The sequence below is a fragment of the Pseudomonas sp. VEM90 genome, assembly GCF_054611535.1.
The window spans coordinates 46,069-64,912 of record NZ_JBTRAR010000007.1 but is presented as its reverse complement, the minus strand read 5'-3'; the positions used below and the strand labels follow the sequence as shown (position 1 = coordinate 64,912).

Genomic DNA, 18,844 nt, shown 5'->3' with positions numbered 1-18,844 from the left:
AGTAAGTTACTTTTGGTATATAGCCATGTCAAGCATCGAGACAAGAGAGCAGGGTTCCAGTCCGCAGCCGCGTCGGCGCATGTCAAGGGAAGAGAGATACCGCCAGTTGCTGGACGTCGCCTGGCGGCTAGTCAGGGAAGAAGGCACGGAAGCCTTGACGCTTGGACGGCTGGCCGAGCAAGCGGGTGTGACAAAACCCGTGGTTTATGACCATTTCAGCACGCGGCCCGGGTTGCTGGCAGCGCTCTATCAGGAGTTCGATGCACGCCAGACCGCACTCATGGATGCCGCGCTTCAGACGAGCGAAGCCACCTTGCCGGGTACGGCGACGGTCATCGCATCGTCTTACGTCGACTGCGTGCTTCTCCAGGGCAACGAGATACCCGGCGTGATCGCGGCGTTGGCCAGTTCACCGGAGCTCGAAAAGATCAAGCGCGAATACGAAGCGATCTTCATGAACAAGTGCCGGTCGGCTCTCTCTCCCTTCACCAGAGGGGGGGCTATCGCCCCCGCGAGTCTTCGGGCGATGCTTGGTGCGGCCGAGGCCCTGTCCCATGCCGCCGCCGCCGGAGAAATCACACCCGAGCAGGCGCGGGAGGAACTGTTCGAAACGATCATCGCAATGGTCGACAGAAGCGCGCGGTAGCACGCAGAGTGTCGAGGAGGGCGGTGAGCTGAACGGCAAATGAGTCGGAACGCCAGATAGCCGCTATCCAATGTTGCACCGACCGTCTGGAAAGGGGCGAAAGCTACCGCTGCAATTGGCCGTAGCCGACCCCGATTCGCCGGCGAGGCCAGCTCCCACCAGCCCAGCCCGGGCTGGGCGAGGGGTGATAGGCAGTATCTACAACCCCCGAAGCATCTCCCAGAACGATGCCGCCACCCCCATGATGCTCTCACCGGCAATCAACCCCGCCGCCGCGGTAATCGCAAACCGCTCCGTCACCCTCGGCCACCGGCAACTGACCAGCCAGGTCACCACGGCACCAAACCCCATCATCAGGCTGATCGATGCAGGCAGGATGAACGCCAGCCCCAGCGCCGCCGTACTCGGCAGCCAGCGGGCTGCCCGTTGCGGCAACAGGCTGTCCAGTGCCCCCAGCAGTACGCCAACAGCACTCCCTGTCGCAATCGCCCAGCGCGACTCCAGCGACAGCGCCCCCAGCCCCTGGGTCAGCGTCTGCGCGACCGCTTTCCAGGTCGCCGCGGCCGGTGCCGGCCACTGCTCGGTGAGCAACAAGGCCTGCGGATCGGGAATCAGCACTCGATACACCAGCACGCCGACCACACTACCGATGAAAATACCCACGCACTGAGCAATCAGCTGTTTGTGCGGCGTAGCGCCGATCGCCAGGCCAACCTTGAAGTCGTTCATCAGGTCGGTGGATTGCCCGGCCGCGCCACCCGCTGTGTTGGCGCTCATCAGGTTGATCGCCACCTGGCCGGGGGCGATCAGGCCGAAGCTGAGCTGCGACAGTTTGCCGATGGCGCCAATAGGTGCGATGCCAGTGGCACCGACCACGCGCGCCGCGACCACCGCAAGGCACACAGCCAACGGAATGCTCAGCAGCGCCATCCACCAGTCGATGCCGAACAACAACACCTGCAGGGTAATGATCAGCGCCATGGATAGCAGCAGCCCCGACGCTGGCCATGGGCTAAAACGCATCCTGGCGCGCGGCGTTCGCTGTTCAGCGGGCGATCGCCGGGGCACTTGGAACAGGCGAACCAACAATGAAGTCAGCGTCGCGCAGACCATCAGGCTCACGCCCGGCCACAACAGCCATTCCACCAGCGCGGCGAACTGTGGGCCGCTGGCGTTCGGAGCGAGCACCACCAGGGCCTGTTCGATCAACCAGGGCGCCAGTCCGCCCCAGGCCAGTGCGGCGCCGACCAGCAACGTCACGCCCACGCGAATGCCGATGATGCTGCCGAAGCCAATAAGCATCAGCGAAGGGTCGACCGTGAAGGTCAGGCGCTCGAGCGCCGGCGTGGGTGCCCAGCGCGGTATCGCCCAGACGAACCCGTCTACCCATTTTACCAGCCCTGAAAGCAGCGCGGCGCTGCATAGTACCTTGATCCGCGCCATGGCTTCGCGCCCATGGTTGTAGATCTGCTGCAGCGTTTCCAAGGTCGCCATGCCTTCGGGAAACTTCAGGCCATGGTCGTTGAGCAGGGCGGGGCGCAGGTACCAGGCGATCCAGATGCCCAGGAAGCTCACCGAGAACACCCAGGCCATCATCGGCAGCGGATCCAGTTGGTGTCCGGTGAGCAGGGTATAGGCGGGGATCGGCGCGACCAGCCCGCCGGAGATGATGGAGGCGGCGGCTGACGCCACGGTCTGGTTGATGTTGCTTTCGTGCAACGTCCACGCGGAGCGGTTGTCGCGGCGCCCTGCCAGGCCCTGCCACAGGGCGAAACCGATCAGTAAGGCGATGATCGACATGTTGAATGACCAGCCGATCTTCAGCCCTGCGTACACATTCGAGGGCGTGAGCAAGATGCCCAGCACCGTGCCGGTGAGCACCGCCCGCAGGCTCAATTCACGTTCGATGCGAACCTGGGGGAGGGCGGTGGAGGAGGCATGTCCCATGGCAATCCTTTGTCGATGTCGCAAACGCGCTCTGGACAACTGAGCCCAGACAGCCACGAAGGTTCACTGCTGTCGCCAAAGACGAGCCTGAAGGCTGCAGCAGCCTTACGCGTGTGCGGCTTTATCTGATGTCTTAACTAAATGTCGCTTGTGATTTAGCCTGTTGGAGAATTCTGGTCTTATCTGGGCAATTATTTCCGAAGTGTCTGGAATGCTATTCAATAATGGAGACTGCGATGTACTCGTCTGAGCGACTGAAAGGTATTGATGTCTTTGTCGCTGTAGCTGATTTCGGTAGCTTCACCGCTGCTGCCGAACGACTGAGTCTCACAAGCTCGGCCGTAAGCAAAAGCGTGGCACGTTTGGAGAGTCGCCTCGGAACTCGTCTGTTCAACCGCACGACCCGGACGCTGGCTCTTACCGAGGCCGGTATCGTCTTCTACAGGACGTGCACATCAGTTTTGACAGATCTCGAAGAAGTCGAGCATGTGATTACAGCCGAGGGTAATGAGCCGCATGGCAGGGTGCGGATCGACCTTCCTGCCTCCTATGGGCGGCTACACGTTCTCCCCTTGATCATGGACTTTGTCCGTCTTCACCCCATGCTGCAACCCCACATTTCTTTCACTGATCGGTTCATTGACCCTGTGTACGAGGGCATCGATATCGTCGTGCGGATTGGAGGCTCTGATGCCTGGCCAGCAAATCTTGGCCATCAGTATTTCGGGGCCCAGCGGCTGATCTTCTGCGCGTCCCCGGAGTACCTGGAGCGACATGGCACACCGCAATACGAGCGTGATCTCGACCACCATCATTGTGTTGGATACGGGCAAAGCGATGGATTTGTCAGCCCTTGGTTTTTTAAAGGGCGTCAGCCGGGCGAAATGGAGCGTCGAACGGTCTACACCCGTATTGCGGTTGGGGATGGCGAAGGCGAAGTAGCAGCGGTGCTTGCCGGACACGGTATAGGTCAATTACCGACGTGGCTAACTCAGCGTCACATTGACCAAGGAAAGCTCGTAGAGGTGCTGCCAGATCTAGCCACCGATGGCTTACCGATGAATCTGGTCTGGTTGAAAAGCCGGGAAGGGCAACCAAAAGTTCGCGTGCTACTGGACTATCTGCTCCCCAGGCTAACACCGCACGGCGCACAACCGCCTGAGCCGCTTTTAGGCTGAACGCCTGACGGAGCAGTAATCATGCACGATTCTGCTCCGTTCAGACGCCTGGGCTCTGTACGAAAAGCCTTGATACTTGTTCATGCTGCGTTGAAAACAGCCTAGGCGGTGCAGAAGACCGCTGTGTGCTGATTATTTTGGGGCAAGCTTGCGAACGATAGGTATCAGCGCCAAGGCAATCACTGCCACACCAGATGCCATGTAGCCTAGGTATTCAACGCCGAGGCTTGCAATCGTCATCCCTCCAACAATGGCGCCGATGCCGATACCTGCGTTTGCTGCCGATACGTTGGTTGTGCCCGCCAGTGCTTGAGAGTGGGAAACCGAATTCATGACTCGCACCTGGCTTACCGGATAAAGCGCGGTATTGGCAATACCCCAGAGGCCGAGAGCAACGCAGAAAATCATGCCTGCATGTGCGAGTGGAACAATCGCGGCCATGCCAATCGCCAGCACTATCAGGAAGCGCGCAGTTGCTTTGATTGGAGATTTGTCGACGGCCTTTCCACCGACCCAGTTTCCGATCAGGCCGATTGCGCCAAATGCCATCAGCCACCATCCGACATGCTCCGGAGCCACGCCTGCGACTCTTTCAAGGACATCGGCTAGGTAGGTATAAGCGGTGAACATAGCCGTAAACACCACAATCGAGAGGAGCACATTCGAAAGGAAATAGGTTTCTTTAAAGATGCGTGCTTGCTTCAAAAAATCCACTTTCGCGGTACGCGCGACTGTGGGCATGCACACCCACATCGCTAGCGCCATGATCAGCGACAAACCTGCCAATAACCAAAACGCACCTCTCCAGCCAATCGCATTCGACACAATGGTGCCCAACGGAATACCGAGCAGCATTGCCGCCGAAATACCCAGGTAGACCTTCGAGATAGCTTGGCCAGATTGCTGTGGGCTTACAAGCTGCCCAGCAGTTTCACTGGCAGTTCCCCAGAAAACTGGTAGTGCTAACGCAGGCACTACGCGGGCCACAGAGAGGAGCCAGAAGCTGTCGGACACTGCCGCCAGGGCGTTCGCTATGGCGAAGATCAGCAAGATCGAGATGAACAATTTCTTTCGATCAAGGTGAGAAAGCGCAGCGGTCAGGGGCGGGCCGAAGATCATGACGGTGAAGGCAAAAAGGGTAACCAATTGCCCTGCTACAGAAATTGAAATATCAAGATCTCGGGCAAGCGCAGGCAGCAAGCCCACGATCAGAAACTCGGTCGTTACGATGAGAAAGGCCGAGAGGGCCAGGATTGAGATGCTCAGCCCAGCGCCCTTCGTGGGAGAAGCAGCTTGAGAAAAGGATTCATATGCAGACATATGCGGATGCCCCGGTGGAAATGCCCGCCAGTCTATTGATTATTAATTTGCCTATCTTTGGCGGTTTTTCCTCTCTCTGAGGACAATCTTTCATCAATGAAGGGGCCTGATGTCAATTGAGCGGAGTACATATGTGCGTCCCCACTGGCTCTCCAGGTTGCAGCCTTCCAAGTCGATACTGGATCATGCTTGGCTTGCTTGCTGAAACAATCCGCGCACGACGTCCCTCAACCATCGATTTCCATTGTCCTGATGATATCGGGCATGCCAATGCTGTTTGACCGTGAACCCCTCCACTTCGAACGGGCAGTCATGGACCTGTAGCCCATGCATATCGGCCAGTGTCTGCCCGATATGCCGGGGCAAGGTGCCTAGCAGATCGGTAGTCCCGATTATCATCCCTAACCCGAGAAACGCTGGCAGCTCCAGCATGATCCGCCGTTCGATCCCGGCCCGCGCCAATCCCGCTTCCAGCAGCTTCTGCCCGGTGCCGAAACTGATCTGCACATGCCCCTCGGCCCGATACCGCTCCAGGCTCATGCCATTGCCCAGGCGCGGATGCTGCGGATTGCTCAGGCACACCCAGTCCTGCTCGAACAGCACCTGCTGGTACATCCCCCCTCCCAGCCAGGGCACGAAGCCGATGGCCAGGTCCGCTTCGCCCGATTCCAGCGCGCTCTCGGTATTGCCGTCGATCCGCGCCGCCTCCAGGCGGATGCCCGGCGCATGGCTGCGCAGATGGTTGAGGATGCTTGGCAGCAAGGTGATATGGCTGGCATCGCTGACACACAGGCGAAAGCGCCGCTGCGCCGTGGCGGCGATGAACTGCGGCTCCCAGGCGGTCAGCCGGCGCAGCGATTCCAGTACCTCGCGGCACGGCCCTATCAGCTGATCGGCACGCGGGGTAGGGGCCATGCCGCCCGGCGTGCGCACGAACAGCGGGTCGTTCAATTGCTCGCGCAGGCGCGCCAGCCAGATGCTGATGGTCGGCTGGCTCTGCCCTAGCTGTTCGGCGGCGCGGGTCACGCTGCGGCAGTGGTACAGCACGTCGAACAGCTGCAGCAGCTTGGGTTCGGGCAGGGCCTCCAGGGTAGCCATCATTGCGTTTCTCAATAATTGTATTGAGGTCATTGTATAGCGCAAATAACCCCTGCTGCATAAGGTGATCGCAAATCACAGGAGGTCTGCGACGTGAAAATCTGCATTCTGGGTGCCGGAGCACTGGGGAGCGCCATTGGCGCGGCCCTGAGCGAGGCAGGGCATGAAACCTGGCTGCTGAACCGCGGCCGCGCGCATGTCGAGGCGATGAACCAGCATGGTCTGCGGGTGCAGGACGAACGGGGCGAGCGCTATGTGGCGGTCAACGCGGCCATCGAAGCCGAAGACGTCGGCGTAACCGATTTGGTGGTGGTGCTGGTGAAGTCGTTTCACACCGCCGAGGCCATCGCCGGCGCTGTCGCGCTGATCGGGCCGCAGACGCTGGTACTGTCGCTGCAGAACGGCCTCGGCCACGAGGATATCCTGGCCGAGGCGGTGGGGCGTGAGCGGGTGCTGGCTGGCAAGACCTATGTCGGCGGCGTGCTGCTCGCGCCGGGCTCGGTCCGCGCCGGTGTCGCCGGCAAACAGACTTTCATCGGTGAGCTCGACGGCCAGCTGACGCCGCGCGTGCAGGCCATCGCCGAAGCGTTCAGCAACGCCGGGCTGGCCACCACGGTCAGCGACAACATCCTCGGCACCATGTGGGACAAGCTGCTGGTCAACGTCGCCACCGGTGCATTGAGCGGCATCACCATGCTCAGCTACGGCCAGCTATACAGCGAGCCGCTGCTGGAAAGTACCGCCAAGGCCGCTGTGGCCGAGGCCATCGCCGTGGCCGAGCGCGCCGGCATCCGCTTGAGCCTGACCAACCCCGAAGCTGCCTGGACACTGGCCGCCGAAGGCCTGCCGGCGAGCTTCCGCACCTCGATGCTGCAGAGCCTGGAAAAAAACTCGATCACCGAAATCGACTTCATCAACGGCTCCGTCGTGCGCTGGGGCCAGCGCCATGGCGTGGCCACGCCGGTCAACGCGACCCTGGTGGCCTGCATCAAGGGTATCGAGCGCGCCATGGCCGATCAGCAGAAGAGGGAAACTCCATGAGCCAGCCAAAAGCCTACCTCGAACACGTGGCGTTCTGGGTGCAGGACATTCAGTGGCATATCCGCTTTTTCAGCGAGGTGTGCGGCATGACCATGCGTGAAGTGCAGGGTGACGTCGAGCAACCGGCGCAGTACTGGACACTCGGCGGCCTGCAGTTCATTCACCAGCCGGACTTCGCTGGCCCGGAAGGGCGCCTGGCGCACCTGGGCATCATGTGCGAAGACCTGGAAGCGGCGCTGGCCGCCGCCCAACGCTTTGGCGTCAGTGAGATGCCCCAGGGCCGCAACTGGCTGCGCCTGCCTGATGGCCTGGCGGTGGAGTTCATCCAGGCGCTGCCGGCCAAATGCGTAGCCCAGGCACTGGCCATCGACCCGCGCGCGGAGGTGCAGGCATGAGCGTGATTGAAAAGTACTGGGACGACGCCCGCGAAGGCGATGAGTGCATCAGCCCGACCTACACCGTGACCCGCGAACGCATCCTGGCCTACGCCGACCTCACCGGCGACCACACCCCGGTGCATGTCGATGAGGCCTACGCCAACGCCAGCCACTTTGGCTGCCTGGTCGCCCACGGCCTGTTCGGGCTGTCGATCGCCGACGGCCTGAAGACCCAGTGCGAGTATCGCTTCGTGCCGGGCATGTCGCTGGGCTGGACCTGGGACTTCGTGCTGCCGATCAAGGTCAACGACGTGCTCCACGTACGTATGCGGGTGGGTGCGATGCGCCCGAGCAACAGCCGACCTGGCTGGGGCATCGTGGTGCTGCCTTCGGAGCTGATCAACCAGCACGGTGAAGTCGTGCAACGTGGCGAGCACCGGTTGATGGTGCCGCGGAGGGCAGCAGCATGAGCCAGGCATTGCCATTGGCGGGTATCCGCGTCATTGACTACAGCCACTTCCTCGCCGGCCCCTATGTCGGCCGTTGCCTGGCGGCGCTCGGCGCAGAGGTGATCAAGGTCGAGCGGCCGGGTAGCGGCGACGCTGGCCGCCAGCATGCGTTCACCCTGGACGACCAGCAGAGCGGCTATTTCCTGCAGCTGAACATGGGCAAGCAGGGCGTCAGCGTCAACATGAAGGATCCGCGCGGCAAGGCGTTCATGCAGCGCCTGACCGATTCGGCCGACGTGTTCATCGAGAACTACCGCCCCGGCGCCCTGGACAAGCTGGGCCTGGGCTACGCCGAGCTGTCGGCGCGCAACCCGCGGCTGGTGTACTGCTCGATTTCCGCCTACGGCCATACCGGGCCGGACGCCCACCGCGCCGGCTTCGGCCTGATCGCCGAGGCCAAGAGCGGGATCATGCAGATGGTTGGCGTGCCGGGCGAGGCACCGCCGCTGCTGCGTATTTCCCTGGGCGACATGTACACCGGCATCCACGCGGTGGCGGCGATCAATGCCGCGCTGCTCGGCCGGGTGAGCAGTGGCCGTGGCCAGCACATCGACATGGCGCTATACGACACCCTGGTGTCGATGCACGAATACGCGGTGCAATGTTACACGCTGTCCGGTGGCACTGTGTTGCCCCAGCAGACCGGCCACGACATGCCCACCTCGACCCTGTACGGCGTGTTCCGCGCCACCGACGGCGACCTGGTGATCGCTGCCCAGGTCGACGATGCCTGGCAACGCTTCGCGGCCATGCTCGAAGCCAACGGCGGCCCGCCTGGGTTCGGCAGCGACCGCCGCTACCACAGCCTCAACGGCCGCAACGCCCACCGCGAGGCGATCCTGGCGGTGGTCCGCGACTGGGTCGGCGCGCGTCGTGTGGCCGAAATACTGGCGTTGCTCGATGCCATCGACATCCCCAGTGCCAAGGTCCAACGCATCGACGAAGTGCTGGCCGACCCGCAGATCCAGGCACGCAACATGGTCATCGAGCAGCAGCACCCACGCTACGGCACGCTGCGCCTGGCCAACCTGCCGTTCCGCTTTTCCGACTGCGACACCACGATTCACCAAGTAGCCCCGGACCTTGGCCAGCACAACGCCGAAGTGGCCGCCGGGCTTGGCTTCAGCCCTGAAGAAATCACTGCCTTGCAGGCGGATGGCGTGTTGTATACCCACGGAGATGCACGATGAGCGACCGCTACGCAGTGATCGGCCGACCGATCAATCACACCAAGTCCCCGCTGATTCATGGCCTGTTCGCCCAGGCCAGCAACCAGCAGCTGGAATACGGGGCTATCGAAGGCTCGCTGGACAACTTCGAAGCCCAGGTGCTGCAGTTTGGTAGCGAAGGCGGGCAGGGCATGAACATCACCGCCCCGTTCAAGTTGCGTGCCTTCGAGCTGGCCGACCGGCGCAGCGAGCGGGCGCAATTGGCACGAGCGGCGAATGCGCTGAAGTTCGAGGATGGCCGCATCGTCGCCGAGAACTTCGATGGCATCGGTTTGCTGCGGGACATCGAGCAGAACCTTGGCGAGCCGCTGCGCAACCGCCGTGTGCTGCTGTTGGGCGCTGGCGGCGCGGTGCGCGGGGCGTTGCTGCCGTTCCTGCAGGCGGGGCCACGTGAGCTGGTAATCGCCAACCGGGACATGGCCAAGGCGCTGGCGCTGCGTAACGAGCTCGATCACCCGCTTCTGCGCACCAGCCGCTACGAAGCGCTGGAAGGGCAATCGTTCGACATCGTGGTCAACGCCACCTCGGCGAGCCTGACCGCTGACTTGCCGCCACTGCCGGCTGATGTGCTGGGCGAGGCGGCCTTGGCCTACGAGCTGGCCTATGGCAAAGGCCTCACGCCTTTCCTGCGCCTGGCCCGCGAGCAGGGCCAGGCGCGCCTGGCCGATGGCGTCGGCATGCTGGTGGAGCAGGCCGCCGAGGCGTTTGCCTGGTGGCGCGGGGTGCGGCCCGACACATGTGCGGTGATCGATCAGCTGACGATTCCCTTGGAGTAGGTCGATGGTCGCCAATGTACTGATGCTGCATGGCATCAACCACAACATGTTCGGCAAGCGCGACCCGCGCCAGTACGGCACAGCGACCCTGGCCGATATCGACCAGGCATTGCAGGCCCTGGGCGAAGAGCTGGGGGCGCAGGTTGAGAGCTTCCAGAGCAACTTCGAAGGCGCCATGTGCGAACGCATCCATCAGGCCTATGAGGACCGGGTAGATGCGGTGCTGATCAATGCCGGTGCCTGGACCCATTACAGCTACGGCATTCGTGATGCGCTGGCCATTATCGAAGTGCCGGTGGTTGAAGTGCACATGTCCAACATTCATGCCAGGGAGCCATTCCGCCATCACTCGGTATTTGCCGAGGTGGTGCGCGGGCAGATCTGCGGGTTTGGTGTCGAAACCTACCTGCTGGCGCTGCGTGCGGCGATGAGCATGGTCTGAGCAGGGCCGCATGGCTCGGAGCTCTGAGCGGTTTTACCCGCGAAGCAGGTGACGCGGGGCATGCGGCGACGGCTCCTGAAGTGACCGTAGGTGTGGCGGCTGTCGTGCTGCCTACCCATCCAGCATGGATGGAAAGCCAGTAGCGACTTCCGTGACTGCATAGTACGGTCCGCCTTCAACAAGCCACCCGGTTCGTTGCCTTCAACCCCACGGACCGGGGCTCTCATGACCTGGGAGGTCGAATGGAAGTCGCTACAACGATCAGTCAACAAGAACTGGATAACGCCTTGGTCGCGTTTGCACGCTACAAGATCGGAGAAATCAAGATCTTCGACCTGGAGCAGGCGATGAGCTTCGAAGCAGGCCAAGCCTTGTCCCAAAGCGGGCTGGTCCGGTTCTCAATTACCAAAATGGTGTCAGGACGTTATCGCATCAGCGATGAAGGAGAGAACGCCATCACAGAGGCTGGGCGGGATCGCCTCGAGGTGATCCGCGCCTGACCATAGGTCCAGCCTTGCGAAGGCCGCAGTCGCGTTCTGCGGCCCTTTCGTGTCATATCACTTTCACCGCCCGACCAATGAACTTCACCGGCCCTGTCGGCAGTCCGGTAGGAGAGCCACCGGCTTTCTCCAGCGTCAGCTCGAACAATTGATTGGCCTCCAAGGGTGGCAGGCTTTGCAGCGGAACCCGATAGGGTTCGCCCGGTTTGACCAGGCCAAGCGAAACCGGGGCACGCCATTGCTCGCCCTTGGTCCAGAACTGCAAGGCCATGCCATCGGGGACCGTGTCCTGGCCCAGCGGCAGCAGTTCGATCATGTGGCTGTCGCTGGCCTGCACCACCCAGCCGGGGGCCTGGCTATTCGGCGCCACCAGCACCACCAAGTATTCCGTGGTAGAGGGGGGCGTGGTCAGCAAGGTAAACGCCAGCAGCAGGCTTGCAGCCAGCCCCGCGGCGCTGAGCCCTTGCCACAGGCCGAGGCGTTGCCACAAGCGAGTCTGCGTGCGCGGTGCGGGTAGCTCATCGAGGCTGCGCTGGATACGGCGCCACAGACGTGGGCTTGGTGGTTGCGGGGTAGACAACGCGGTCAGCTCCAGCAGCCGGGCCTCCCAGGCATCCACGGCGGCGCGGAGCGCGGGGTCGGTACGCAGGCGTTCGGCCGCTGCGGCATATTGCTCCGGCGACAAGGTCCCCAGCACATATTCCCCGGCGAGGCTGTCCAGTTCTTCGGCAGAATCGGGCTTCATTCCAGACACTCCCGTAGCGCTTTGAGGCTGCGTTTGATCCAGGCCTTGACAGTGCCCAGTGGCGCGCCCAATAAACCGGCTATCTCGGCGTGGCTGCAGCCGTCCACGTAGGCGTGCAGGATGCAGCGCTGCGGTGCGGGCTGCAGTTGTGCAAGGCAGCGGTAGATCTTTGCTGAGCCGGACCAGAGGTCAAGGTCATCAACCCTCCCGTGCAATGTTGACGCAGTTTCGGTGTCGGCATCGGTCAGCACAGTTTCACGGCGGGTATCGCGTATCGAATTCAGTGCCAGGTGGCGGGTAATGCTGTAGATCCAGCCTCGAGCCGAGCCGCGCGCCGGGTCGTAGCTGGCAGCGCGGGTCCAGATGCGGATGATCGCATCGTGGACGATGTCTTCTGCGGTGGCGTCGTCACGTGCGATACGCCGGGCAACGCCAAGCAGGCGCGCGCCTTCGTGATCGTAGAGCGCCTGCAGGGCCCGCCGATCACCCTGTGCACAGGCTAACAGGCAGCGGTGGAAGTCGAAGGGGGTGGCCGGCGAGTTCAACGTGTGTGGCTTCCTTGTGTAAGGCAAGGTACCCCGGCCATCCAGCCGGGGGCTTGCCATCGAGCGTAGATCATCACTCGCAGGGCGTAGGCTCAAGTGCGCTTCACTTGGCTGTCCAGAACACATAGTCAGCCTGGTACTGGACGATCTGCCTGGCACCTTTGTTCTGCGCCGTGCAGTCGATTGACGGCGCCACACCGCCGCGGGTGGCCAGGCGCTGGATATAGCTGACCCCCTGCATGGCGCCTTTGCCCTCGGCCGGGTTGGCCTTGACCAGTTGATAAGGAATGGCGCCTTTGTCCGCTGGTGCCACTGCCAGCTGGGTGCCGGTGACTTTCGAGCCATCCTTGGCCTGCCAGGTAGCGGGTGGGCCAAAGTAGTCGCCCACCTGTTTACCGGCACGGTCATTGAGCACTGCCTTGGGGCCGACGAAAGTCCATTCGGTCTGACCGGGGGTGTTGGCCTTGTCGCGGCACTCGTAGGTGATCTCGCCGACGCCGACGGTTTCGAGCAGGACCCGATGACCATCAGGGACTTTGACCGATTCTGGCAGCGCGGACTGGGCGTGGGCGGGTGGCAGCGCAAGGGCGAGGCTGCAGGCAAGCACACAGGCGGAGTATTTGAAGTTCATGGACAGTGCTCCTGAAAGTCATTGGGCTGGGCAGTCAGAGGCCGCCCATTAGCAATACCCGCCAACGGCCGGGCTGGATGCACTGAATGAAAAAAATATACGTAGCGCGATGAGCCTGCCTGTGCTCGCCTACAATCTCGAACGAATCATGAGCATCTTCGCCATTGCAGGACGGCGTTAATGCTCGCACCCCGCCAACCCCATGAGGACACTGCAGATGAAGCGTTTGTTACTAGGCCTGTTGTTCACCGCGTCGGGCGTTGCCCATGCCGGTATTCCGCTGTTGAATGCAACATGCCCCGGAAATATCGAGGTCCATGCCGATAAAGGCGGGCCCGTCTACATCAATGGCAAGGAGGCCAAGCTGAAGAAATTCAATGACAACTATTTCGAGGCCAAAGGCGGCGGGGTAACGGTATCGTTGTCGATCAACCCGGACGGCTCGCCTGACGTCTCGTATACCGGCAAGAACAAAGCCAATGGCGTATGCCAGATCAAGGACTGACTGCGCGATTGCGCGGTTGGGCTGGCGCAGTGTCAGCGGGCTGCATCAGGGCGCTGGAACGGGAATTGCTGTGACCCCTGAGACATTGATCATGCGGGGTACGCAGACATGACTCAGGATGACCGCTATTACATGATTTTCAGCGTGGTTGCTGTGCTGGTACTGGATTTGGCGGCGACTTATGTGTTTCTCAATGCCATCCCCTGACCCCGGTTATGGGGTAGGCCTTACTCGTAATCGGGGGCAAGGCAGGGCGTGAGGGAAACGCCCCGAAACCTATATAGCTAACAAACCTGATGCACGGTCGTCATGGCGCAGTAACATGGGCACACCAAAACCAAAAAAAGGGCAGGCTGCTTGGCAACATTTCCCAGTTTTCGATGGGGCTGCAGGAGCGTGTCGCATGAGAAACTCAAGATCGCTAGCAGGCGCACTACTTGTGTCCGGGGTAGCCACGTTGTTCACGGCAGGCTGCGCACAAAACCCTGATGTGCGTGACAGCCACGATTATACGGCTGGCACTACCATGAAAAGCCCACCCGCCTATCTGGGCTGCGTCAAAGGCGAGCTACAAGGGAATGTGAAAACCTATGAAGTCGAGGGTGATAACGCGGTCAGGCTTTTCGTCGAAAGCACTGACCCCGACAAGGCAGAGGGTCTTGTAGAGTTGCGGGGCACGGGAAGCGAGCGCCACTTCACGGCCTATCAACGTGATGCCTGGTACGACCATGGCAGGTTGCTGGATGCTGCACTGATGTGTTCAAAAGCGTAAATCTCAGACCCAAGTCAAAAAGCCCGCCGTCGAGAGCGGGCTTCTTGTCTGAGGGGCGAATAACCTTGCGTGCCCAAGAAACGGCCTATGGCTTGAGCAGCGTTGTTTTTTGCATTTGCCGGCCCCACCCGTAATAATCGATGCATTTGGATGGAGAGTCGCAGGTGGAAGCAAGAAGCGTAGTCGCTGAAATGTTCATTGGGATTCCGACGCATTTCTGGGTTTTGCCTGTTGCCGGCCTGGTGGCCTACTACGGGCTGAAGTGGTCAGCCAGATCCAGTAAGCGTGCCACCCTGCTACAAGCCTCGACTTACCTGTTATTGCTGGCGCTGGCAGTTCTGCCCAACGGCTTTTATGCGCTGTTTCCTCCTGCGCCCGAGCCTGATGTGCTATTGAATCAAACGCCGTTGACCAACTATGCAGGGCGCTTCTACCTGGATGCGTTCTATGTCTTCAGTGGCTGGGCGCTGAGCAAAGTGGTCAAGTTGAAGTTCAGCTGAGTCGCAGTTCGTTACCTGATGTGCTGACGGGATCAGTAATTGCATACCCCTTTGAAACCGGCGCATTTGGGGGATACGGCAATGCTCTCTGAAGATCAGTACATCATGTTCGTGATTGTCGGCAGTGTGCTGGCCCTGGATATAGCAGCCATCGTGTTGTACAGGGGAGCCAAGCCCTGAGCCCGCGTTTGGTTCGCAATGGGGCCGGAGCATCATGACGACTTCAGCTTTTCTGCTGTACCTGCAGCACCGAACCCTTGTCGTCAGTTGCCAGCAATCCGCCGGCGTCGGTGTCGTCTGATTGTCGCTCGGCAAGGGGTACGTCCGGCGAGCGAAAGAGGCTACGGCCTTGTTCACCGGTTTTAAGGGTGACGAGTTTGCCATTCTGATAGAAGAACTGAGTGTGGTTGGCGTTGGTTTGCATGGTCTGAAGCCCCTGCCGAGTCGTGGTGTGATGTCCCTCGGGAGTTTCACTGTTGCGGCGTGCCCCCGGCTACTGGCAGAAATATCAGGTGCGCTACACTGTCCCCGCTTGGGCGCCGTCCTGCAGCAAGACTTTGGTTGATTAGTAACGCGGCGTCACCGCCGTTAGAATGCAGCCTATCCATAACGGTCGATTGCAAATGCCTGACTTTCGTATTTTTATCGCCACGGTGTTGGTTGCCAGCCTCGCCGGTTGCGCAACCCCTGGCAAACCCACAGCCAGCAAACTTACCCAAAAGTCGCCGCAGCAGTACGCCGCCTGTGTCCTGCCCAAATGGCAGGCGCTGGCACCCCAGGCCACGCAGAAGTCGATAGCCCACGGCTACCGGCTCACGGCGCCAAGCGCCGTGGCAAGCGACGATGTGCTTGACGTAGTCGAAGCTCGTGAGGGCAGCCGCGCGACCTTCTACAAGGGCAGCTTTCTGTCTGGCGACAAGTTACGCCAGGCTGCCAAGGAATGTCTGGACTGAGTCAGTAACCCGAGCTTGCTGAGCCGCGCAGATCTCCTGCGGTTACCCCGCCTCATCCCGCTTGTTCAAATGCTCGCACTTCACCTGCGCCTCCTTCCGGCTCGGGTAGCTTGGCTTGAGCCGCTCCTTTGCCTGATTGTCATAAATGTCGAACCCTCCACAAACGGTAGCGGCGTAGTAGCGGCTGCCTACGCGGAACGACTCCTTTTCGATCGGCACAGCGGGAACGATAACGAATCTTGGTTGCATTTTTCGTGCCTCCCCAGGCAGATGTTTAAGTATTAGTCTCGCCAGTGGTAAGCATCAAGCAGGCTCATGACGAAAGGCGCTTAGTACCCGTCCGTCACCATCGGTGATGGTTATCGCTATTCCTGATCCACAGTAGGGGAACACTTTTTCACCGGGGTGGTCTGTTATGGCAGTTGGACCAGCCGGTATTCGCCAGGCTGAAACCCCGCCAAACAAGGGATGGCGGTTGACTTGAGTTCACCCAGGTAACGTCAGGTAAACGCGGCCACGGCATATACACGGATCAGTATTGTGGTTTGTACTGTCCAGTTAAAGATGCCATTGATGAACACACTTCCGTCGCAGCCAAGCGCTGAACGCGGGGCGTTCTCCGATTTCGAGGCGTGTCGCAATACCCAGCAGGGCCCCGTGGTGATCCTTGCCTCCGGCGCTTCTGCCAAACATTTTCCGCTGGGCGAGTTTGCGCACTTGCCCATCATCGCCATGAATGGGTCGGTCGCCATGACCGCCGAACACGGCATCAAACCCTTCTTCTACGTGTGCACCGACAAAAGCTTTTGCCAGCAACAGCCGGCCTTGTTCGCCACTGCCGTGCGCGACAGCGAACGACTGGCCCTGTGGCCAGAGCAGTATGCGCGTGCCGATGTGCCAGCCCACACCCAGTGTTATGTCTTGCACAAAGCCGACACGCCGAGCCTGCTGGACGGTTTGCGCGGTCATGGTGACAGTTGCGTGTGCAACCGGGCACTGTGGAGCAAACGTAGCCGCTCGATCGCCTTCAGTAAAGACCTCGCCCATGGCTTTTTCGATGCCCGCACGGTGGTTTATGTGGCCTTGCAGTTGGCCTATCACCTGGGCTTCGAGGAAGTGTTGCTGGTGGGGGTTGACCTTGACCAGAGCGTCGGGCGCTTTTACGAGGACGGCCAGGGCCCGTCTTCGCCGTGCGGACTCGACCAGCATTGGGATAGCCGCATCCTGCCGTCGTTGAAGCTGATGGCGAGGGAAGTGGTCAACGAGCATTTCCACGTCTACAACCTGTCGGCAACATCACGCATTCCCGCTGAACTGATCCCCAAGGTCACGCTCAGCCAGGCGCGGCACATTGCTGGCTGCGCAGTTACCTGAGCAAGAAAGCGGGTGCATGAAAGACTGTGGATGCGTACAGTTGAGCGGTCGCAACTTGCAGGAGCCTGCTATGTCCAGCGCATTCACGATCATGCCATCGCCCGTCGGCATGCTGACCCTTGTGGCCCGTGGCAATTGCCTGGCAGCCGTATTGTGGGAAGAGGAGCGGGAAAACCGCGTACGCCTGGGCGCACTGCACCGGGACGACCAGTGCCCGGTACTGCGGGAAACCGCTCGCCAGCTGGGTGAGTACTTTGACGGCAAGCGCCAGCGTTTCGAGCTGGCGCTGGACTTTGCCGGTACTGAGTTCCAGCGCCAGGTGTGGGCCGCGTTGCTGGCGATACCGTTCGGCGAAACCCGCAGCTACAGCGACATTGCCCGGCAGCTCGGCAACCCCAGGGCGGTACGCGCGGTAGGCGCTGCCAATGGCCGCAACCCGATTTCGATCATCGCCCCGTGTCACCGGGTAATCGGTGCGTCGGGCAGCCTGACCGGCTTTGCCGGTGGCCTGGCGGCCAAGCAGTACCTGCTGGCGCTGGAAGGGCGGCAAAGCCTGGCGCTGGACCTGTAAGGCGTCAACCGAACCCGCTGGCGATCAGGCAGGCCAGCACGGCCAGCACCGAACCGGCGATCAGGGTGTATTGCCGCCGCGCCTGACGTGCGCGGGGCTCGACCTCACGCAGGTACTCGCCGGGCGTAGGCGCATCGGGCCGATGGCGCAATCCCTCGGCCACATCGGCGAGTTGACCCTGAATCAGCAAACCGACCAGGTAGTAGGTGCAGGCGTAGCTCAGCAACGCTAGAAACAGATAGATCATGCAAGGTACGGGTCCAAGGGCAGGGTGATCGCACTGGCACTGCGGGTGTCGAGTACGATCAGCCCTTCACTGTGGTCATCCAGGCTGGCCAGCAAGTGCCCCTGGCTGTCCCATGCTGCAGAACCGCCGGCACCGATGAAGGTGTCGGCCGGCCCCACGCAGTTGGCCATCAATACCGGCATGCCCAGCTCGCGTGCCACCTCTGGGTAGTGCGCATATCCCTCGCGGATACCCTTGGCGGTTTTCGCAACGCTGACCAGGTACAGGTCGGCACCGCGCTCCCGGGCCACGGCGGCATGCGCCAGGAACATCGATTCGTAGCAGATCGCCGGCGCCACCCGGTGTTCACCTACCTCCAGCAGCAATGCCTGATCACCTGGGGTGAAATAAGGCAGCTCATCATCATGCAAGCGCTGTTTGGCATAGGCCTGGCGCGGCGCCCCTGGGCAGAAGATGGGCATGCCGATGCGTATGCCGTCGGGTGTCGGCAATGGCAGGCCCACGGCAACCGTAATGCCCAAGCGGTCGCACGCTGCCTGCAGCGGGTCCAGGCGCGTGGAGGTGACGGGTAGGGCGGCCTGACGCGCCACACTCGGCTCATAGCCGGTCAGTGACAGCTCGGGAAACACGACCAGTTCGGCACCCAGGGCAGCAGCCTGCTCGATGCAAACCAGATGGCGCTGGAGGTTGGCTGGCAAATCGCCCTTGAGCGACGCCAGTTGTACGGCGCACAGTTTCATCAAGACCCTTCCTTGGTAGAGGTTCAAGTACCGAGCATACTATTGGCACCAACGCCTGTACCAGTGAAGGGTTTTCAGGAAGCCTCGAGTGCGCAACGCAACGCACCAAGATCCGCGCAGCCGCGGTGCCTTGTGCCATGCTGTCCAGTGACAGCGCCATGAGCAGGGCACGCGCGAGGCGGGCATGGTGCCACCAGC

Annotated in this window: 25 protein-coding genes; 15 read left to right on the top strand and 10 right to left on the bottom strand. The window is 61.2% G+C overall.

Annotated features, from left to right (window positions below; genetic code table 11):
• The first annotated feature begins 25 nt into the window (after nt 1-25).
• Nucleotides 26-646 (top strand): TetR/AcrR family transcriptional regulator, encoded by a 621-nt coding sequence (locus tag ACYCCG_RS09180; RefSeq protein ID WP_176684584.1) that lies wholly within the window; start codon nt 26-28, stop codon nt 644-646.
• A 198-nt stretch (nt 647-844) separates the two neighbouring features.
• Here ACYCCG_RS09180 and ACYCCG_RS09175 read toward each other — a convergent pair whose 3' ends face one another.
• On the bottom strand, nt 845-2,593 hold the full coding sequence (locus tag ACYCCG_RS09175) for an OPT family oligopeptide transporter (RefSeq protein ID WP_176684583.1): 1,749 nt from the start codon (nt 2,591-2,593) through the stop codon (nt 845-847).
• A gap of 236 nt (nt 2,594-2,829) precedes the next feature.
• Between ACYCCG_RS09175 and ACYCCG_RS09170 the strand changes: the two genes are divergently transcribed.
• Nucleotides 2,830-3,771 carry a LysR family transcriptional regulator gene (locus ACYCCG_RS09170; protein ID WP_459670101.1) on the top strand — a complete coding sequence of 314 codons (942 nt, stop codon included), beginning with the start codon at nt 2,830-2,832 and terminating at the stop codon, nt 3,769-3,771.
• A 132-nt stretch (nt 3,772-3,903) separates the two neighbouring features.
• Here the strand turns inward: ACYCCG_RS09170 and ACYCCG_RS09165 are convergent, their stop codons facing one another.
• Together ACYCCG_RS09165 and ACYCCG_RS09160 are read right to left on the bottom strand one after the other, a co-directional pair.
• Nucleotides 3,904-5,091: an MFS transporter gene (locus tag ACYCCG_RS09165; RefSeq protein ID WP_459670098.1), complete on the bottom strand. Its 1,188-nt coding sequence runs from the start codon at nt 5,089-5,091 to the stop codon at nt 3,904-3,906.
• A 183-nt stretch (nt 5,092-5,274) separates the two neighbouring features.
• Nucleotides 5,275-6,189, bottom strand: coding sequence for a LysR family transcriptional regulator (locus ACYCCG_RS09160; RefSeq protein ID WP_392488268.1), 915 nt, complete (start codon nt 6,187-6,189; stop codon nt 5,275-5,277).
• A 93-nt stretch (nt 6,190-6,282) separates the two neighbouring features.
• Between ACYCCG_RS09160 and ACYCCG_RS09155 the strand changes: the two genes are divergently transcribed.
• The 7 genes from ACYCCG_RS09155 (at nt 6,283) to ACYCCG_RS09125 (ending at nt 11,063) form a co-directional block, all read left to right on the top strand.
• Nucleotides 6,283-7,230: a ketopantoate reductase family protein gene (locus ACYCCG_RS09155; protein WP_339443114.1), complete on the top strand. Its 948-nt coding sequence runs from the start codon at nt 6,283-6,285 to the stop codon at nt 7,228-7,230.
• Nucleotides 7,227-7,625 (top strand): VOC family protein, encoded by a 399-nt coding sequence (locus ACYCCG_RS09150; protein ID WP_010953899.1) that lies wholly within the window; start codon nt 7,227-7,229, stop codon nt 7,623-7,625. The genes ACYCCG_RS09155 and ACYCCG_RS09150 overlap by 4 nt, the downstream gene beginning before the upstream one ends.
• Nucleotides 7,622-8,077, top strand: coding sequence for a MaoC family dehydratase (locus tag ACYCCG_RS09145; protein ID WP_060537967.1), 456 nt, complete (start codon nt 7,622-7,624; stop codon nt 8,075-8,077). The genes ACYCCG_RS09150 and ACYCCG_RS09145 overlap by 4 nt, the downstream gene beginning before the upstream one ends.
• Nucleotides 8,074-9,306 (top strand): CaiB/BaiF CoA transferase family protein, encoded by a 1,233-nt coding sequence (locus tag ACYCCG_RS09140; RefSeq protein ID WP_339443113.1) that lies wholly within the window; start codon nt 8,074-8,076, stop codon nt 9,304-9,306. The genes ACYCCG_RS09145 and ACYCCG_RS09140 overlap by 4 nt, the downstream gene beginning before the upstream one ends.
• Nucleotides 9,303-10,121, top strand: coding sequence for a shikimate dehydrogenase (gene aroE, locus ACYCCG_RS09135; protein WP_339443112.1), 819 nt, complete (start codon nt 9,303-9,305; stop codon nt 10,119-10,121). The genes ACYCCG_RS09140 and aroE overlap by 4 nt, the downstream gene beginning before the upstream one ends.
• A 4-nt stretch (nt 10,122-10,125) precedes the next feature.
• On the top strand, nt 10,126-10,563 hold the full coding sequence (aroQ, locus tag ACYCCG_RS09130) for a type II 3-dehydroquinate dehydratase (RefSeq protein WP_010953903.1): 438 nt from the start codon (nt 10,126-10,128) through the stop codon (nt 10,561-10,563).
• A gap of 242 nt (nt 10,564-10,805) precedes the next feature.
• Nucleotides 10,806-11,063, top strand: coding sequence for a hypothetical protein (locus ACYCCG_RS09125; RefSeq protein ID WP_021785589.1), 258 nt, complete (start codon nt 10,806-10,808; stop codon nt 11,061-11,063).
• A 52-nt stretch (nt 11,064-11,115) separates the two neighbouring features.
• Here ACYCCG_RS09125 and ACYCCG_RS09120 read toward each other — a convergent pair whose 3' ends face one another.
• From ACYCCG_RS09120 to ACYCCG_RS09110, 3 genes are all read right to left on the bottom strand, one after another.
• Nucleotides 11,116-11,808: an anti-sigma factor gene (locus ACYCCG_RS09120; protein WP_209966285.1), complete on the bottom strand. Its 693-nt coding sequence runs from the start codon at nt 11,806-11,808 to the stop codon at nt 11,116-11,118.
• Nucleotides 11,805-12,353 (bottom strand): sigma-70 family RNA polymerase sigma factor, encoded by a 549-nt coding sequence (locus ACYCCG_RS09115; protein WP_339534465.1) that lies wholly within the window; start codon nt 12,351-12,353, stop codon nt 11,805-11,807. Before ACYCCG_RS09115 ends, ACYCCG_RS09120 begins: the two co-directional genes overlap by 4 nt.
• Before the next feature lie 103 nt (nt 12,354-12,456).
• On the bottom strand, nt 12,457-12,984 hold the full coding sequence (locus tag ACYCCG_RS09110) for a DUF3455 domain-containing protein (RefSeq protein WP_209966283.1): 528 nt from the start codon (nt 12,982-12,984) through the stop codon (nt 12,457-12,459).
• A gap of 217 nt (nt 12,985-13,201) precedes the next feature.
• Between ACYCCG_RS09110 and ACYCCG_RS09105 the strand changes: the two genes are divergently transcribed.
• The 3 genes from ACYCCG_RS09105 (at nt 13,202) to ACYCCG_RS09095 (ending at nt 14,761) form a co-directional block, all read left to right on the top strand.
• A complete protein-coding gene (locus ACYCCG_RS09105) occupies nt 13,202-13,489 on the top strand; it encodes a hypothetical protein (RefSeq protein ID WP_209966281.1) in 288 nt (95 codons plus the stop codon).
• Nucleotides 13,490-13,892: 403 nt separating this feature from the next.
• Entirely contained in the window at nt 13,893-14,261 is a 369-nt protein-coding gene (locus tag ACYCCG_RS09100) for a hypothetical protein (protein ID WP_209966279.1), read from the top strand.
• A gap of 191 nt (nt 14,262-14,452) precedes the next feature.
• Nucleotides 14,453-14,761, top strand: coding sequence for a hypothetical protein (locus ACYCCG_RS09095; RefSeq protein WP_209969833.1), 309 nt, complete (start codon nt 14,453-14,455; stop codon nt 14,759-14,761).
• A 223-nt stretch (nt 14,762-14,984) separates the two neighbouring features.
• On the opposite strand, the gene ACYCCG_RS09090 is transcribed toward ACYCCG_RS09095, so the two are convergent.
• Nucleotides 14,985-15,185, bottom strand: coding sequence for a hypothetical protein (locus ACYCCG_RS09090; RefSeq protein ID WP_176684569.1), 201 nt, complete (start codon nt 15,183-15,185; stop codon nt 14,985-14,987).
• A 169-nt stretch (nt 15,186-15,354) separates the two neighbouring features.
• Between ACYCCG_RS09090 and ACYCCG_RS09085 the strand changes: the two genes are divergently transcribed.
• Complete coding sequence (locus ACYCCG_RS09085) at nt 15,355-15,714, top strand: hypothetical protein (protein WP_176684568.1); 360 nt, start codon at nt 15,355-15,357, stop codon at nt 15,712-15,714.
• 42 nt (nt 15,715-15,756) lie between these two features.
• Here ACYCCG_RS09085 and ACYCCG_RS09080 read toward each other — a convergent pair whose 3' ends face one another.
• Nucleotides 15,757-15,963, bottom strand: coding sequence for a hypothetical protein (locus ACYCCG_RS09080; protein ID WP_392461089.1), 207 nt, complete (start codon nt 15,961-15,963; stop codon nt 15,757-15,759).
• A gap of 324 nt (nt 15,964-16,287) precedes the next feature.
• Here ACYCCG_RS09080 and ACYCCG_RS09075 point away from each other — a divergent pair, with 324 nt between their 5' ends.
• Both ACYCCG_RS09075 and ACYCCG_RS09070 read left to right on the top strand, forming a co-directional pair.
• On the top strand, nt 16,288-17,088 hold the full coding sequence (locus tag ACYCCG_RS09075) for a lipopolysaccharide biosynthesis protein (protein ID WP_176684566.1): 801 nt from the start codon (nt 16,288-16,290) through the stop codon (nt 17,086-17,088).
• A gap of 70 nt (nt 17,089-17,158) precedes the next feature.
• Complete coding sequence (locus tag ACYCCG_RS09070; protein WP_004576657.1) at nt 17,159-17,659, top strand: methylated-DNA--[protein]-cysteine S-methyltransferase; 501 nt, start codon at nt 17,159-17,161, stop codon at nt 17,657-17,659.
• A 4-nt stretch (nt 17,660-17,663) separates the two neighbouring features.
• On the opposite strand, the gene ACYCCG_RS09065 is transcribed toward ACYCCG_RS09070, so the two are convergent.
• Both ACYCCG_RS09065 and ACYCCG_RS09060 read right to left on the bottom strand, forming a co-directional pair.
• A complete protein-coding gene (locus tag ACYCCG_RS09065; RefSeq protein WP_176684565.1) occupies nt 17,664-17,906 on the bottom strand; it encodes a hypothetical protein in 243 nt (80 codons plus the stop codon).
• The gene (locus ACYCCG_RS09060; protein ID WP_459670091.1) at nt 17,903-18,646 is read right to left on the bottom strand and encodes a carbon-nitrogen hydrolase family protein; all 744 of its coding nucleotides are present in this window, start codon (nt 18,644-18,646) and stop codon (nt 17,903-17,905) included. The genes ACYCCG_RS09065 and ACYCCG_RS09060 overlap by 4 nt, the downstream gene beginning before the upstream one ends.
• Between the last annotated feature and the right edge of the window lie 198 nt (nt 18,647-18,844).

Coding starts and splice junctions, on each gene's coding strand:
- ACYCCG_RS09180 (WP_176684584.1), top strand. CDS start 26: ATGTCAAGCATCGAGACAAGAGAGCAGGGTTCCAGTCCGCAGCCGCGT.
- ACYCCG_RS09175 (WP_176684583.1), bottom strand. CDS start 2,593: ATGGGACATGCCTCCTCCACCGCCCTCCCCCAGGTTCGCATCGAACGT.
- ACYCCG_RS09170 (WP_459670101.1), top strand. CDS start 2,830: ATGTACTCGTCTGAGCGACTGAAAGGTATTGATGTCTTTGTCGCTGTA.
- ACYCCG_RS09165 (WP_459670098.1), bottom strand. CDS start 5,091: ATGTCTGCATATGAATCCTTTTCTCAAGCTGCTTCTCCCACGAAGGGC.
- ACYCCG_RS09160 (WP_392488268.1), bottom strand. CDS start 6,189: ATGGCTACCCTGGAGGCCCTGCCCGAACCCAAGCTGCTGCAGCTGTTC.
- ACYCCG_RS09150 (WP_010953899.1), top strand. CDS start 7,227: ATGAGCCAGCCAAAAGCCTACCTCGAACACGTGGCGTTCTGGGTGCAG.
- ACYCCG_RS09145 (WP_060537967.1), top strand. CDS start 7,622: ATGAGCGTGATTGAAAAGTACTGGGACGACGCCCGCGAAGGCGATGAG.
- ACYCCG_RS09140 (WP_339443113.1), top strand. CDS start 8,074: ATGAGCCAGGCATTGCCATTGGCGGGTATCCGCGTCATTGACTACAGC.
- aroE (WP_339443112.1), top strand. CDS start 9,303: ATGAGCGACCGCTACGCAGTGATCGGCCGACCGATCAATCACACCAAG.
- aroQ (WP_010953903.1), top strand. CDS start 10,126: ATGGTCGCCAATGTACTGATGCTGCATGGCATCAACCACAACATGTTC.
- ACYCCG_RS09125 (WP_021785589.1), top strand. CDS start 10,806: ATGGAAGTCGCTACAACGATCAGTCAACAAGAACTGGATAACGCCTTG.
- ACYCCG_RS09120 (WP_209966285.1), bottom strand. CDS start 11,808: ATGAAGCCCGATTCTGCCGAAGAACTGGACAGCCTCGCCGGGGAATAT.
- ACYCCG_RS09110 (WP_209966283.1), bottom strand. CDS start 12,984: ATGAACTTCAAATACTCCGCCTGTGTGCTTGCCTGCAGCCTCGCCCTT.
- ACYCCG_RS09105 (WP_209966281.1), top strand. CDS start 13,202: ATGAAGCGTTTGTTACTAGGCCTGTTGTTCACCGCGTCGGGCGTTGCC.
- ACYCCG_RS09100 (WP_209966279.1), top strand. CDS start 13,893: ATGAGAAACTCAAGATCGCTAGCAGGCGCACTACTTGTGTCCGGGGTA.
- ACYCCG_RS09095 (WP_209969833.1), top strand. CDS start 14,453: ATGTTCATTGGGATTCCGACGCATTTCTGGGTTTTGCCTGTTGCCGGC.
- ACYCCG_RS09090 (WP_176684569.1), bottom strand. CDS start 15,185: ATGCAAACCAACGCCAACCACACTCAGTTCTTCTATCAGAATGGCAAA.
- ACYCCG_RS09085 (WP_176684568.1), top strand. CDS start 15,355: ATGCAGCCTATCCATAACGGTCGATTGCAAATGCCTGACTTTCGTATT.
- ACYCCG_RS09080 (WP_392461089.1), bottom strand. CDS start 15,963: ATGCAACCAAGATTCGTTATCGTTCCCGCTGTGCCGATCGAAAAGGAG.
- ACYCCG_RS09075 (WP_176684566.1), top strand. CDS start 16,288: ATGAACACACTTCCGTCGCAGCCAAGCGCTGAACGCGGGGCGTTCTCC.
- ACYCCG_RS09070 (WP_004576657.1), top strand. CDS start 17,159: ATGTCCAGCGCATTCACGATCATGCCATCGCCCGTCGGCATGCTGACC.
- ACYCCG_RS09065 (WP_176684565.1), bottom strand. CDS start 17,906: ATGATCTATCTGTTTCTAGCGTTGCTGAGCTACGCCTGCACCTACTAC.
- ACYCCG_RS09060 (WP_459670091.1), bottom strand. CDS start 18,646: ATGAAACTGTGCGCCGTACAACTGGCGTCGCTCAAGGGCGATTTGCCA.